12 protein-coding genes are annotated in these 13,073 nt (G+C 59.1%); 3 read left to right on the top strand and 9 right to left on the bottom strand.

Annotation, left to right across the window (positions count from 1 at the left end; genetic code table 11):
• Positions 1 to 198: 198 nt before the first annotated feature.
• On the top strand, positions 199 to 621 hold the full coding sequence (locus WDJ60_RS00540) for a hypothetical protein (RefSeq protein WP_340097770.1): 423 nt from the start codon (positions 199 to 201) through the stop codon (positions 619 to 621).
• Between the two features lie 84 nt (positions 622 to 705).
• Here WDJ60_RS00540 and WDJ60_RS00535 read toward each other — a convergent pair whose 3' ends face one another.
• The 6 genes from WDJ60_RS00535 to WDJ60_RS00510 form a co-directional block, all read right to left on the bottom strand.
• Complete coding sequence (locus WDJ60_RS00535) at positions 706 to 1,359, bottom strand: ribonuclease HI family protein (RefSeq protein WP_340097769.1); 654 nt, start codon at positions 1,357 to 1,359, stop codon at positions 706 to 708.
• A gap of 253 nt (positions 1,360 to 1,612) precedes the next feature.
• On the bottom strand, positions 1,613 to 2,317 hold the full coding sequence (locus WDJ60_RS00530; protein ID WP_340097768.1) for a class I SAM-dependent methyltransferase: 705 nt from the start codon (positions 2,315 to 2,317) through the stop codon (positions 1,613 to 1,615).
• A gap of 167 nt (positions 2,318 to 2,484) precedes the next feature.
• On the bottom strand, positions 2,485 to 3,729 hold the full coding sequence (locus WDJ60_RS00525; protein WP_340097767.1) for an MgtC/SapB family protein: 1,245 nt from the start codon (positions 3,727 to 3,729) through the stop codon (positions 2,485 to 2,487).
• A gap of 52 nt (positions 3,730 to 3,781) precedes the next feature.
• Positions 3,782 to 4,357, bottom strand: coding sequence for a DUF2238 domain-containing protein (locus WDJ60_RS00520; RefSeq protein ID WP_340097765.1), 576 nt, complete (start codon positions 4,355 to 4,357; stop codon positions 3,782 to 3,784).
• A 111-nt stretch (positions 4,358 to 4,468) separates the two neighbouring features.
• Positions 4,469 to 5,719 carry a hypothetical protein gene (locus tag WDJ60_RS00515; RefSeq protein WP_340097764.1) on the bottom strand — a complete coding sequence of 417 codons (1,251 nt, stop codon included), beginning with the start codon at positions 5,717 to 5,719 and terminating at the stop codon, positions 4,469 to 4,471.
• A gap of 183 nt (positions 5,720 to 5,902) precedes the next feature.
• Positions 5,903 to 6,586: a helix-turn-helix domain-containing protein gene (locus tag WDJ60_RS00510; protein ID WP_340097762.1), complete on the bottom strand. Its 684-nt coding sequence runs from the start codon at positions 6,584 to 6,586 to the stop codon at positions 5,903 to 5,905.
• Here WDJ60_RS00510 and WDJ60_RS00505 point away from each other — a divergent pair.
• On the top strand, positions 6,573 to 7,652 hold the full coding sequence (locus WDJ60_RS00505) for a PGF-pre-PGF domain-containing protein (protein ID WP_340097761.1): 1,080 nt from the start codon (positions 6,573 to 6,575) through the stop codon (positions 7,650 to 7,652). The two genes, WDJ60_RS00510 and WDJ60_RS00505, sit on opposite strands and share 14 nt — an antisense overlap.
• Positions 7,653 to 7,873: 221 nt before the next feature.
• Here the strand turns inward: WDJ60_RS00505 and WDJ60_RS00500 are convergent, their stop codons facing one another.
• The 3 genes from WDJ60_RS00500 to WDJ60_RS00490 all read right to left on the bottom strand — a co-directional run bounded on the left by WDJ60_RS00500 (position 7,874) and on the right by WDJ60_RS00490 (position 11,249).
• Positions 7,874 to 9,175 (bottom strand): RNA-guided endonuclease InsQ/TnpB family protein, encoded by a 1,302-nt coding sequence (locus tag WDJ60_RS00500; RefSeq protein ID WP_340097760.1) that lies wholly within the window; start codon positions 9,173 to 9,175, stop codon positions 7,874 to 7,876.
• A 506-nt stretch (positions 9,176 to 9,681) separates the two neighbouring features.
• Positions 9,682 to 10,404 (bottom strand): universal stress protein, encoded by a 723-nt coding sequence (locus tag WDJ60_RS00495; protein ID WP_340097759.1) that lies wholly within the window; start codon positions 10,402 to 10,404, stop codon positions 9,682 to 9,684.
• An 80-nt stretch (positions 10,405 to 10,484) separates the two neighbouring features.
• Positions 10,485 to 11,249: a universal stress protein gene (locus WDJ60_RS00490; RefSeq protein ID WP_340097758.1), complete on the bottom strand. Its 765-nt coding sequence runs from the start codon at positions 11,247 to 11,249 to the stop codon at positions 10,485 to 10,487.
• Between the two features lie 436 nt (positions 11,250 to 11,685).
• Here WDJ60_RS00490 and WDJ60_RS00485 point away from each other — a divergent pair, with 436 nt between their 5' ends.
• Positions 11,686 to 13,056 (top strand): APC family permease, encoded by a 1,371-nt coding sequence (locus tag WDJ60_RS00485; RefSeq protein WP_340097757.1) that lies wholly within the window; start codon positions 11,686 to 11,688, stop codon positions 13,054 to 13,056.
• Positions 13,057 to 13,073 lie beyond the last annotated feature (17 nt).

Raw genomic sequence — 13,073 nt, 5'->3', positions numbered from 1 at the left:
GTGTGAGATATGCCCTGTATCTTGCACGCCTTCGCAAAAATGGATTTAATCCGATAGAAGTCCCAACACTCAGTTGTCATCCTCAGTGAGCGGTTCAGTCAGCGTAGCAGTCTTCGGTGGGTATAATACGACAACCAGTCACTGTCGAGTGTGCCCTCCAGACGTGAATTCCTCGTCGCGACAGTCGGTAGTGTGAGCATGACAGCAGGGTGTCTTGGGAAAGAAAACAACATTGCACGCTGTGCAAGCCAAGGTGAGGGAAGCGACTCCCAACACCTTCGACAAATCGTCCCTGTCGAGGGTTCTGAACAGGTCGCACTCGGTATTGTCGTCTCAACTGACGCCGTTCAGGAAGACCAGTACCACGCGGTTGATGTGCGAAACCGGGACGGGATGCTTGTCACGTCGATTCCACTCGAAGACAATCGAGACATGAACCGGTTAACACAGGACGACTTCCCCGTTCTCAGTGCAGCGGACGGCGAACTGTATGGAGTGTCACTCGGACCGCCACCAGTGCACGGCGAATTTACGGCTTCGCTTGTCTCCCCTGAAGGGACGACGATTGCGACCGCGACGACCCGCTTCAATTGTTATTCTGCGGATGGCTCGCTTCCGTAGCGCGAGTCCTGGCTGACGGAGAGACTCCGTCTCGGTGGTCAAGACAAGGAATTCTCGGGTGAACTGGAATTTCGCGGCGTCACACTAGCCAGGTCCGAAGGCTGCGATGTCGGCCCCCACTGTCGCCAGTGCGTCGGCGGGATTCGGGTCGCTGTCGGCCAGATGCGTGTACTGCTGTTCCGGGATGTTCGACAGTGCTGTCGTGACGGCCTCGCTGTACGTCTCGGCGCCCGGTTCTGTCGGGTCTTCGCCACCCCAGACGTCTCTGATGACAGTCATCGAATCGATGCGCACTTCCAGCCTGCGTGGCTCGTAGCGAGCCAGCAGTTCGGAGAGCCCCAGTTGGAGGGCGACGTACTCGGCAGTGTTGTTCCCCGTTCGAGAACCGGCGGGTCGGCCGAGACGGGCGAGTTCCTCCTCTCCAGCGTCCATAATGACAGCGCCCGCTCCTGCGGGGCCAGGGTTGCCACGCGAACTGCCGTCGACGTAGAGGACAAATGTGTCGCTCGTCGGTGCTGAGACGGGTGGCCGGGAGAGTCCCGACGCCAGCAGGCCTTCGAGCGCGCGACGTAACTCGGCCGAGGTGGTGGCAGGTTCGAATAGACCGCCGTAGCCGGGGACAGCGTCGTCGATGGCGTCGGTGGCGGCCGCCACCTCATAGCCGACACTCGCGAGCACCTCGTCAACGAGGGTGGCGAGCGGTGAGAGGTGTTCGGCCGGGAGGGAAGCGTCGGTCACACTCCTTCCTCCTTCGGGCCTCGGTTCTGGAACCTCATGCCCTCGTTCCCGGACGGTCTCGTTGGCTGGCCGCACCACTGCATATTGGTCCTTTGTGGTCAAGCTGGATAATCTCTTCAGGTGGCACCGATCGCGGGCCGGTGTGCTCATTACCGATACGTTCGTTCTCTCGAGAAGCGCCCGGGCCTGCTTCCGTCATGAATCGGCGTCAGAACGGCCATCGCCCAGTAGACTGGGAAGCCGGTCGCCGTCGTCAGTTCGGACGTGCTTCGAGAGACGTGAGTATGCCGAAGAACGTTGACGACGAGTCGACGACGGAGAGCGAGGACTGCGCCACGAGTTCGAGTGGGTCCTGATTCCACCGACAGCTGTGCTTTTCGAAGTGTGCGTCTGCCCGCCAGTCCTGGAACTGGGCAATCGGCCCGACACTGCTTTGGCCGTGTTCGAAGAGTAGAATCTGTCCGTCCGGCTCACAGACCCGCCCCATCTCCGAGAGGGCCTCGATTGGGTCCGGGAACGTACACGTCGACAGCGACGAGATGACCGTCCCAAAGCTGTCGTCGGGAAACGACATGTCCTGTGCGTCCATCTGGTGGAGCGTCGTCTTGCGCCACGTCTCGTCGAGTCGATCCGCCGCCCTCGCCAGCACGTCCCTGCTCACGTCAATGCCGACGTATTCGTTCATTCCGGGCACGTACTGCGCGTTCGTGCCGACGCCACAGGCGACATCCAGGACACGGCCACTGGCCTTGCCGAAAAGTCGCTCCCGGTACCGACCCGTGAACACTCTGTTCAACCAGTCCATCCGGTCCATCATCACCGCCTGGTCCCGGTACGTCTCCTGTACATCGGCAATCGTGTGGGTGGGATGACCGGCGAGAGCGATGTCGTCCGCGCTGGCAGTACTGTCGGCCGAAGAGTCCGCAGCGGTGTCCGCGTGGGAGGGTGTTTCGACCATCGTACCCTGGTGTTCGTTCTGGACGACCGAAGGGATACCGCCTCGTATACTGGGAGCGTTTATATGGAAGTTGCAAGGCTAAAACCCCGCCCTTCACAGTAGTTGCCGAACCTAGCTGAGACTCGGCTTGGCGGGCGGGAAAATCCCGGGGTTTGACAGGACACGGCCTACACGACCAGAAAGAGCAGCCCGGTCAGAACGACGACAACCAGAACCAGAGACACGAGTCTCCCCAACCTGTAACTGCCGAGGAGCCACGCCAGCGCTGCCTTGACGAACGTGTTTGCGATGGCTGCGATGACGATTCCCGTCGTTGCAACCTCTGTCGAAACTGTTCCCTCTGCTGCGAGCTGGCTCAGGGTGAGCGTCATCGCGTCGACATCGGCGAGCCCGGAGACGAAAGCGGTCGCGTAGATTCCCGACGAACCGAACCACGCGTTGGCAGATTCAGAGACGAGCAACACGACCGCGAAAACCGCACCAAAGAGGAGTGCTGGCCGCAGACGAAACGGGTTCTTGACCTCTTCCGGTTCGACCGTTTCGTCGGAGGTCGTCCGCCAGTACAACACCACGGCGGCAACCACGCCCACGACAGTCATCGCACCCAGCGGAAGTGCAACGCTTGGAAGCAGTGCCGGATTGACGACCGCGACTTCGATGAGTGCTCGCGGGAACATCACGATAGACGCGGTAACAACCGCGAAGGCACAGATTTGATAGAGCGTCGCGTTCTGGGCGGTCTTCTCCGCCATCGAAACGGTCGTTGCAGTCGACGAGACGAATCCGCCGATAATGCCCGTGACAGCGATACCTCGTTCAGTACCGAGAATACGCCCGAGGACGTACGCAACGAATCCGAGCCCGGTGACGAAGACGACCATCAACCAGACGAACCGCGGGTTGAGCCCATACAGGCTGTCGAGTTCCCGATCGGGCAAGAGAGGAAGAACGACGAACACGACGAGGATGAACTTGAGTGAGGCGCGACGTTCGCTCTCGTCGATTCCGTCGACCAGGCCGTGAATCGTCGGCTTCGCCGAGAGAATGACAGTGACGAGACCGCCGACGATTATCGCGAAGACGGCGCCGCGTTCGGAGTGAACTGCCAGTGCACCGAGAAGGACGGTGAGCAGGGCAGCGGTCAGCGTCGTGAGTCCGATATCTCCCCTCATCAGGACTTTTCCCGCGTAGGCGACGGTCAGTGGCACAGCGAGTGCAGCGAGTGCAACGGGCAACATTGCAGGAAAGAACGCCTGGACGAGAGCACCGACGAGTGCAAAGAGGGGAAACGTGCGACTGCCTGCAAATATTCCGCCCGATTCGGATTGTTCTCTCTCGAGTCCGATGAGTGCGCCAATACCGAAGGCGAGAAAGATACGGAGGAGAAGCGTGTCGATACCCGGAACAGCCATTCTATGCAACTTTATCGTTCTCTGTTGTCAAGCTTCGGGAACAGCAACTACGCTATCGCTCACTGTCTGGCTCGTCCAGGTCCGTGAAATTCCGGAGATAGCGGTCACCGAGCAGAAGTACGAGCAACGCGCCGATGAGGTTGAAAACGAGGTCGAGCAGCGTGTCGGTCTTCCCGTAGGAAACGAGAATCGGCTCGAAGCCGAGACGATTGGCCGTCGCGTGGATAGTGTACTCGACGAACTCCCACAGCAGCCCCACACAAACGACGACCGCAACGACCCGTGGACGTGGATTGCGGTCACGGCGGCGGGCAATTGCGTACGTGACGCTACCGAGAATAGTCGACGAGAGGGTGTGCGTAAGATGGTCCCACCACCACCTGTCGTCGTATGGACCGAGCATCCCAACAGCGTGCAGTAGCATCGCCGTATCGACGTACACGCGCTGCCACGGTCGGAACTCGATGTCGTACGTCTCCTCGACGACGCCCGGGAGGTACGTCGTCACGAGTGCAACAACAGCATTCACCACGGCACCGGGGTCTCGCTGACGGATCCCGATTACGAAGACGGCGAGGATTCCGTATCGAAGCCCGCGCTCGGTCTCCTCCCCCACAGAGGTTCCCATAACACGAAGGATATTCGATGAGTGGTAGTAAAGAAGATGCGATTTGGGAACTGGAGGAACGGCCCTCGACTGAAAGATGCTGGCGGTTCTAACGACGGTCTCTTGTTCCCACTACTTCCGTCTTGAGAGCGTCTCTCTGAGACGCCATTCGTCGCGGTCCGGGTCCAGCTTCGATGGCTCCGCACCGCGCTCGGTGAGAATACCCGCGTGATAGAGCATCGCCTTGAGCTGGAAGACCGTCGGCGAGTGATAGACAGTCCCGTCGTGAAGGACGGACGAACGGAGGCCACCGTCGCCGGTGAGTGCTCGTTCGCGAACGTCGTCGTCACCCCGGAGGAACAACTCGACGGTAAAGGTCGGGTGGTGGACGTGGAGCCACTCGACCACCTCGACGAGGGAAGGCGCCGGAATGCCATCATCGTACATCTGCTGAAGTTCCCTAACTAGCAACTCTGTCACCGGGTAGGCATAGACCACGCGACGAGTTATTTCACCCCACTTCGGCGCGATGTCGATGAAGCGCTTTCGCGACCGCTGCCACCGCTCGAACGCCACGAGCGCGTCGTCGAGACCTCGGTATTCGCGGAGGGCAAAGCGGACCACCTCCTGCCCCAGCGGTGTCAATCTCTTCTCGTCACGACTATCGTCGACGAGACCGAGAAACACAGCCCCCTGAACGGCGCCATCGACCGCCCCAACGACGTGTTTCTCGATGAGACTGCGTGTATCACCTTCGTGGTAGACGGCCAGCGGCACTGCGAGATAGTTCTTGGGATGGTTGAGCCCGAAGTTCTTCTCGGCGACGCCCTGTGCGCTGGCCTGGAAGCGGATCGCTGTTGCCTCGCCCGACGTACGGTTGCCGACGACGCGAGGCCGTTCGAGAACGCTGAGTTCACCCTCGGTGCCGACCCCGAGGACGCCGACGTTGAGTTGCCGAGCGAGTGTCTGTATCGACTGAGTAATCGCGCCAGTCGGTGCAGTGACGTACGCGACGTTGGCTTCGTGCAGGCGGTCGTAGGCCTGAACGACACCGCGCTCGACATCGACACCGCCGCGACCAGTATACCCTTTTGCCTCGATGGCGATCAGCGGCGGTTCGTCACCGAGTCGGTCGACAGCGAGGAACTCGTCGTCGAGGCGTCGAACGCCGACGAGGTCGGGGTACCCAGCGCCGACCTGGACGTGGTTAAAGGGTGCCAGCGTCGACTTGACATCCGAGCCGATAGGCTGCTCGTCGACCCACCGCTCCTGGGCGAACTGCGTGTCCGCAACGACGTACGCGTCCTCGCTCGTCTCCGGGAAGAGATGCCGTTTTGTTCTGGCGAGGACGTGTGGTTCGGTCAGCGCGGCCGCACTGGACATAGCTGGCCTTCGGATACCCGCTTCAAGAGTGTTCGGTCGAGAATCGGACCGTACGACCAGAACGAGTGTCAGATGAACGCGACGAGAAGTACGACTACCACGTTACAGGTTCCAGTATCTGTCGGCGCGTTACAACGTGGTGAACCATCGCCCGGACCCCGTTCTCAGACTATCGAGGGAACTTCACTCGAATCGCGGTTCAAAGAGTTTCTGTTGTGCAGTCCGGAGATGTTGTAGAAAGGTCGAGTGTGCGATATCGAGAGCGGCGGCGACGTTGCTTGCGGAATTCTTTCGGGGTTGTTCGAAGTATCCGTGGTGGTACGCAGCCTGAAGGGCTGCAGATTGCTTGGCCGTCAGCTCTGTTCCGGTCTGCTCTTCGTGGTTGGCGTCGGTCTGAAAGACAGACTGAACCTCCGCGCGCTCGAACTCGTCTTTTAACTCGTCAACGATGGCCCTGAGGTCATTCTTTGCCGGCAATTCGAGCGTGAGCGTCGTTCCACCGGGCCGAACCGTGGTCGACCTGACCACGACTCCACGCTGGGCAAGCATGGATTGGGGTTGTTCCGACGATACCTGTACTTGCAGTCGTCCGTGGTCTTCGTCGATGACCGTTATGTCTACGTCAACCCCTTGCTCTGTGACGGTGTTCATGAACGTCTCTGGGTCGGTGCCATCGAGCGTAACGTACTGAAGAAACCCCTCCTCGTAGGGAATCGTCCCACGGACGGTTACCGACGCACCGGACCGTCTGAAGGGCGCACTACGGACTATGTCGGTCAGATAGGAGACGGTTCCACCGAGCGTCACTGCCGCCGTGACTGCGTGGTCCGACGCGAGGGAGACCTCTGTCCCGATGGGCTTCGACATCTACGAGATGACAGTACAGAAGAACGAACACTTCGAGATAGACACCACGCACTCTCCCGACCCGGTTGGCTCCGACGCCGAGACGTACGAACCGGACGATGACGAGCGATTGGTGGAGTACGTCAGGATGAACCACTCCGTCGACGCCGACGACACGTTCGACAATACGTCGGTGACCTACCGCGTGGACCGTGACGAAGTCGCCACGAACGACCCGGCAGACGTCACCCTGTACCGGTACGATGGCAGTCAGTGGGTGGCGATGTCCGCTGACCACGTCGGAACAACCGACACGCACTATCGGTTTACCGCGGACACGCCCGGGTTCTCACAGTTCGCCATCAGTTCACAGGAAGAAGGAACCGACGACGATGGCGACAACGACAACGATGACGGTGGGGATGACTCATATAATTCACCCAGCCTCCCCCAGTCCGATGACGGAACAGAGGACGAGACGACCCAGAACGAAACCAACGAGACGGTGGATATCGGTGAGACGTCGGACGTGTTCGTAGAGACGTTCGAACTCGATGCCCTGACGGTCGGTGTCAACGAGACCGTCACGGTAGATTTCACCGTGAACAATACGGGGAGTGAAGAGCTTTCAGTCAGCGTCCCACTCGTAGTCGATGGCATCGAGCAGGATACGGTGGTCCTGACAGTACCGCCAAACGGGAGCGCATCTGACCAGTTCACGCTTCGGTTTACGAGTGCAGGTGAGTACGAAATCGAAACGACTGACATCTCGCCAGAGACGCTCACAGTGACCGATGCAGACGAGCAGACGGGTACTGAACCCACGACGCCAGCGACGACCCCCACGCCGACCCCAACGGCGACAGGAACTCCAACAACGACAGGGGCGACAACTACCGCTTCTGCCAATCCCGATGTTAAGGACAACGATGGAATGTCCATCCTGTGGTACGTGGTCGGGCTGATTGGACTGTTCGTTCTGTTCCTTCTCATCCTGGCGTATCGCCGTCGGAGGGACGAAGAGGACGAGCCTGCCGACGGGGAGGGACGCGGAGATGGGCAGGCTGGTGAAGACGAATCAGGCTGATTGCCGGGTTGAGACTGTCACAGACAGTGGGGGAGATTTGCGACCGGAACGAACTATCACCCCTGTACACGCTGATACGAGCGTCATAGAATCCAAGTCGAGAAGGCGAACAGTGAGCGGCGACGAGGTTCCGGCCGGTTGCACCGGCGTATGTCCGGCGAGAGGCGGCGATGGATCAAACCGCAGTACACTCGGCTCATAGCTCTGTGAACTACCCTACCCTACTCGCTCACGGCTTTCGCCGTTCGCTCCTTGAGGGTAGGGCTTCCTGCTTCTACGACGCGCTTTGCAGACACCGAATCAGTGTCCGTAGAGAGCGCAGTCTTTACAGGCGTTGATTCGGAGTGTCCCACTCCTACTTCTTCAAGACCGCGAGAAAGGATATTCCACGCCGCGTTCGCGTCCCTGTCCGCTTCAAATCCACAAGACGGGCAAGAGTGTTCACGGACCCACAGCGGTTTGTCCGTCTCCACACCACAAGAGGCACACTCTTTGGTTGTCCCTCTCGGGTTGACCGCCACGAAGTGTGTCCCCTCACGCTCGCACTTGTATTCGAGTAACGAGAGGAACGTTCGCCAAGCAGCAGACGCAGTATTGCGGCTGTTCGACGGCGACTCCATCATCCCCTTCACGTTCAGGTCTTCGACCGCCACGAAGTCGTACTCCCGAGCGTAGTACGCCGAGAGTTTGTGCAAGAAGTCGCGGCGCTTGCGTCGGAGGTCGGCATGATACTCTGCGACTCGTCTCCGTTGCTTCTCGTAATTGTTTGACCCGTGCTGTTTCCGCGAGAGCTTCCGTTGCTCGCGCTCCAAGAGTTCGCGCTCGTCAGAAAGGTCGGGCGACCCGACCGCCGTTCCATCGGTGTCGTGGGCGTACTTGAGTATCCCTACATCTATTCCGACGCACTGCTCTGGATTCTCGGGGGGTTCGGGCGGTTCTCGGTCCATTTGGACGCCGAAGGTGGCGAACCACTCGCCCGTCGGTTCCTTCTTAATCGTGACCTGCTTCACGGTGGCGTCGTCCTCAGAAATCAGAGATTTCTGATGGGCTGCACAAGAGCTGTCGCTCTTGTGAACGTCGGGGATGGCGCGGTGGAGCCGAATCGGTATGTCCGCGAGTTTCGAGAGTGACAGCACAGCCTGACCGCCCTTCTTGTCGAGCTTGAAGCCAGACTGATTGTACGTGAAACTGCGAAACTCCCGTGGCGGTTTCCACTTGAGTTGGCCGACGCCGTAGCCGTTGTCCTTGAGTTTGGAGAGTCCTTTGAGGTTGTCGAACAGGCGTTCCACGACGGTTTGGAGAACCTTCGAGTACACGTCCGAGAGGCCGTCCCACCACTGTTTGAGGTCGGGGAGTTCCGACCGAAGCGTGGTCATAGACGGCAGTTCACCGCGTTCGTCTTGGTACTCGTTGAGCCGGTAGAGCGTATGGTTGTAGAGTTGCCTACAAATATCGCGGTGGCGGTCCAACTCCTCGCGGTGGGCGTCGGACGGCTTGAGACGGTACTTGTAGGCGTAGTACATCCGCTACTCTCGCTCCTCAATTAGTTCATCCAGTTGCTCACGGATGAACGACGAGAGGTTGAGATGGTGGTCCTCTATCCACTCGTCTTGGTCCTCTCGAATGGTGATTGTCTTCCGTTTCACTATAATGCACGCTATGCACGATATACGCATGTTATTTTCGGTGGCGTGGGCCTGTGGGCTGAGGGTCGAACGTGTTTGAGAACTGTGCGGCGTTGACGAGACGCGAAGCGTCTCGTTCGCGCACGAGAGCTCTGCTCTCGTGAACGCTGTATCCTCTCCCTACTGCGCTACTCACTCGCTTCGCTCGTTGCGTTGCTCCTTGAGGAAGGGGGCTTAGCGCCTAAATCCAGCTAAGTCCCGCGTTCGCGTGACCGTTGAGATGGTTCTGACATCCATCGCGGTACGTCTGGCTCGGATGAGCGTCTTCGGGATTGTCACAGAGGTGGTTCTCTCCAGAAGGGCGATGGAGGGTGGACGATAGCTGCCAGAGACAGCTTAGCCGGCTAGTGATCGCGCACGATGAGCAGTGGATCGGATGACTGGTCTATCACGCGGTCCGTGACATCTCCCAAGATACGTTCAGTCAGCGAGGGTTCCGATTCACCAACAATGACGAGATCGTAGTCTTCTGCTGCGGCAGTAATCGCATCTGGCGCCGAGCTACTGGTCTCCTGGCGCCAGGTGAGTCGCTCCGGATCGATTCCCTCATCTTCCAGGCGGTCGCAAGCCCCACGGACGAGAAGTTCGCCCCGTGAATCATTCTCGTCGGATTCTGTCACGTTGAACATCGTCACTGTCGCGTCGCTCTCGCGCAACAGGACAGCGACGAACCCGAGAATCCGTTCGAGATTGTCGTCTCCGCGCAATGGGACAAGGATGCGGTCCAGTGTGTCACCAACGGGGCCGGGAGTGAGCACAGCGTCGACCTCATACTCGACCGCAGTATTGTCGATCGTTTCCGAACGGTTGTGGGTGAACACGACAACAGATTTGGCTCCAGCACCGCTTTCAGCGAAGCGGTCCGCGATAGCTTCGATTGCCTCAGTTGCTTCCTCTCCGAACTGGGACCGTGCCTGGTCTGTCGCCGTCTGATCCGGGACAGGGTAGTAGCCAAGCACGACTAGCTGATGCGGGCTCAACAGGTTGACGAGCGCCTGAGACGGCTCTCCAGGGTCGCTGGCGTCGAGGGGCACGAGAATCGTCGGCCCGGGAACGGTCTCTGGCATCGGCGATCTCCGTGCATGGGACTATATTGTCGGGGGGTTTAGAGGTGTCCATTCACCGAATCGAGACCTCCGACGAGCGGTCAGGTACTCGCTCGAATGGTCAGTGATGGACGGTCGGTCTTGTCAGAGATACTCGACTGAACTGGGCCGAAGATCCGGTCACGCACTGTCGGCTCGCTTTCACTGAGCACCACTAGATCGTGGTCTGAGACCTCCGAGACGATACTCTCGACCCGAGAACTCCGGTCTGACTGATTTAACTGGATCCGGTCGGAGCTAATGCCATGGTCTGCGAGTCGGTTGGCGACACCGCGGAGCATGTATTTGGTGGCCTCGACATCATCGCCGCGCTCGACAGCGTGAAACAGCATGATGTCCACGTCACTGTCCCCGAATAGCGTGCCAACCGCCGTTACGATACGGTCCATGTCTGAATCGGATGTCAGCAAGACCAGTACGCTCTCCCGTGGTGTTGACCGAACCGTCCCGGGGAACAACACCGCCGTACTACCGTACTTGTTTGCGACGCGATCGATGAGGTGGTCGCGGTTCTTGGTAAAACTCAACTCCGAGACCGCCTCGGAATCGTCGTCCTCGAGGGATTTTCTGATTACTTCCAGACTCGCTCGGGCTTCGTCTTCGAACTGTTCACGGAGCTGTTTTGGAGACGATTGATCCGGGACCGGCCAGTACCCCAGCACGACGACCTGTGACGGAGCAAGCGACTGGACCATCGCCTTGCTAACGTGATTGGTGTCGGAGACATCGTAGCGAGCCTCGACACGAGGTGGTGGAGATTGGTTCAGTCGAACTGGAATCACCACGCTTCCCTCTGAAGTCGCCATAGTGGGTTTTCGTCCCGAACTGGTTTAAGACCTGTTGCAGGGATAGATTGTTACCTTATGTGATAGTCTCTCGAATCGTGTACTGGCTGGCTACAGCGGCACTGAGGAGTCGATGAGCGGACATTCGACCTCGGAACAACGTACATCTTGGAAACTGTCGGTCTTCGCTGACTTGGGCGTCTGGTGTTCGGGAGGACACCTGACAACGCTATCGACCTTACCCAAGGGTCTGGCGTGCCGGTGCTCGTGTATGTGAGTCCACGTAGTGTCCAAAGTCCGCCCGAAGACTACTTCAGCATCTTCACCAGAGCTGTCAGGACAAAACACGGTGGGCGGGATAGTCCAGACCGACGACAAATGTCCAGGACTGGCAATCCTCGGAAGCGAGCGTTTGCTCACGCCATCTTTATAACAAATTCTGACAATAACCCTGATAGTGTCCGAAAGTTCCGATTCGGGGGGAGGGGGCGAACTCGATCGAACCATCGGCCTGGCAGGAGCGATGACGATTGGGACGGGGACGATGATCGGTGCGGGGATTTTCGTATTTCCCGGTCTGGCTGCTGGTCGGGCCGGTCCAGCGGCGGCCGTCTCGTTCGCTATCGGAGCCGTGATCGCGCTGTTGGTCGCACTGCCGGCCTCGGAGCTCGCAACTGCAATGCCGGAGAGCGGGGGCGGATACTATTTCATCTCACGTGGGCTCGGTACCCTTCCCGGTGCGGTCGTCGGAATTGGCCTCACGCTTGGGTTGATGTTTGCGTCGGCGTTTTACCTCGTTGGTCTCGGTGAGTATGCGGCAGCGATTCTGGCCGAGGCTAGCATCGTGAACACGACATCTATCTCGGTTGGGCCGATTGGCATCGTCCCCCTATTCGGTATCGTCGCCGGAATCTTGTTGACTATTCTGAGTGTCTTTGGGACCGAGAACACTGAATCGCTTCAGAACGCTGTCGTCGGCTTCCTGCTGGCAATTCTGGCTATTTTCCTTTCGATCAGCGGTCTCGATTTATTGGGCGTTCGCGGGACGTCGCGGCTGCCTGAGCAGTTCGCTCCCAGGGGATTTGGCCCCATTCTGACGACTGCTGCACTGGTGTTTACGTCGTATCTCGGGTTCGCTCAGATTGCGACTGTCGCGGAAGATATCGTTGAACCGGATCGGAATCTCCCGCTGGCGATGATCGGCTCAGTGATACTCGTAGGGGTACTCTACATCGTGACATTGTTCATCGCTGGGAGTACGTTTGAACCGAGCGTGATTGGGGCCATGGGCGAGACAGCGATTGTTGAACTGGCACGTGAGTATCTTGGGTTCGGCGGTGTCGTCGTGATTCTTCTCGCTGGCTTGCTTGCGACCATCTCTTCTGCGAATGCGTCGATTCTGAGTGCCTCCCGTGCGCTGTACGGGCTGAGTTCGGATGCTCTCCTCCCGGAGGCGGCTGCCAAGGTTAACCGCGAGTACGGGACTCCACACCTCGCGCTGTCGTTCGTCGGCGGGGTAACTGTCGTCCTAGTGGCCACCGGCCGGACGGAAGTACTCGCCGAGGTGGCGTCGTTCCTCCATCTCATCATGTATGGGCTCATCTGTGTCGCACTGGTCGTGATTCGGCGGCGAGAGCCAGCGTGGTACGACCCCGCGTTCGAATGTCCGGGGTACCCGACCGTCCCGATAATCGGTGGCGTCGCAAGCTTCGCGTTGATCGGGTTCATGCAGCCGCTGTCGCAACTTCTCGGTGTGATTCTCGTACTTCTCGCGGTCGCCTGGTACCTGTACTATGCGAGAGGCATCCAACTCAAAGACAACTTGTGACACCAGGCGTTTCTGTG

It is taken from the genome of Salinibaculum salinum, assembly GCF_037645885.1.
GTDB classification, from domain to species: Archaea; Halobacteriota; Halobacteria; order Halobacteriales; family Haloarculaceae; genus Salinibaculum; species Salinibaculum salinum.
The sequence above is the reverse complement of the archived record's forward strand: the minus strand, read 5'-3'. Positions and strand labels throughout refer to the sequence as shown.

Coding starts and splice junctions, on each gene's coding strand:
- WDJ60_RS00495 (WP_340097759.1), bottom strand. CDS start 10,404: ATGCCAGAGACCGTTCCCGGGCCGACGATTCTCGTGCCCCTCGACGCC.
- WDJ60_RS00490 (WP_340097758.1), bottom strand. CDS start 11,249: ATGGCGACTTCAGAGGGAAGCGTGGTGATTCCAGTTCGACTGAACCAA.
- WDJ60_RS00515 (WP_340097764.1), bottom strand. CDS start 5,719: ATGTCCAGTGCGGCCGCGCTGACCGAACCACACGTCCTCGCCAGAACA.
- WDJ60_RS00540 (WP_340097770.1), top strand. CDS start 199: ATGACAGCAGGGTGTCTTGGGAAAGAAAACAACATTGCACGCTGTGCA.
- WDJ60_RS00530 (WP_340097768.1), bottom strand. CDS start 2,317: ATGGTCGAAACACCCTCCCACGCGGACACCGCTGCGGACTCTTCGGCC.
- WDJ60_RS00525 (WP_340097767.1), bottom strand. CDS start 3,729: ATGGCTGTTCCGGGTATCGACACGCTTCTCCTCCGTATCTTTCTCGCC.
- WDJ60_RS00510 (WP_340097762.1), bottom strand. CDS start 6,586: ATGTCGAAGCCCATCGGGACAGAGGTCTCCCTCGCGTCGGACCACGCA.
- WDJ60_RS00520 (WP_340097765.1), bottom strand. CDS start 4,357: ATGGGAACCTCTGTGGGGGAGGAGACCGAGCGCGGGCTTCGATACGGA.
- WDJ60_RS00505 (WP_340097761.1), top strand. CDS start 6,573: ATGGGCTTCGACATCTACGAGATGACAGTACAGAAGAACGAACACTTC.
- WDJ60_RS00500 (WP_340097760.1), bottom strand. CDS start 9,175: ATGTACTACGCCTACAAGTACCGTCTCAAGCCGTCCGACGCCCACCGC.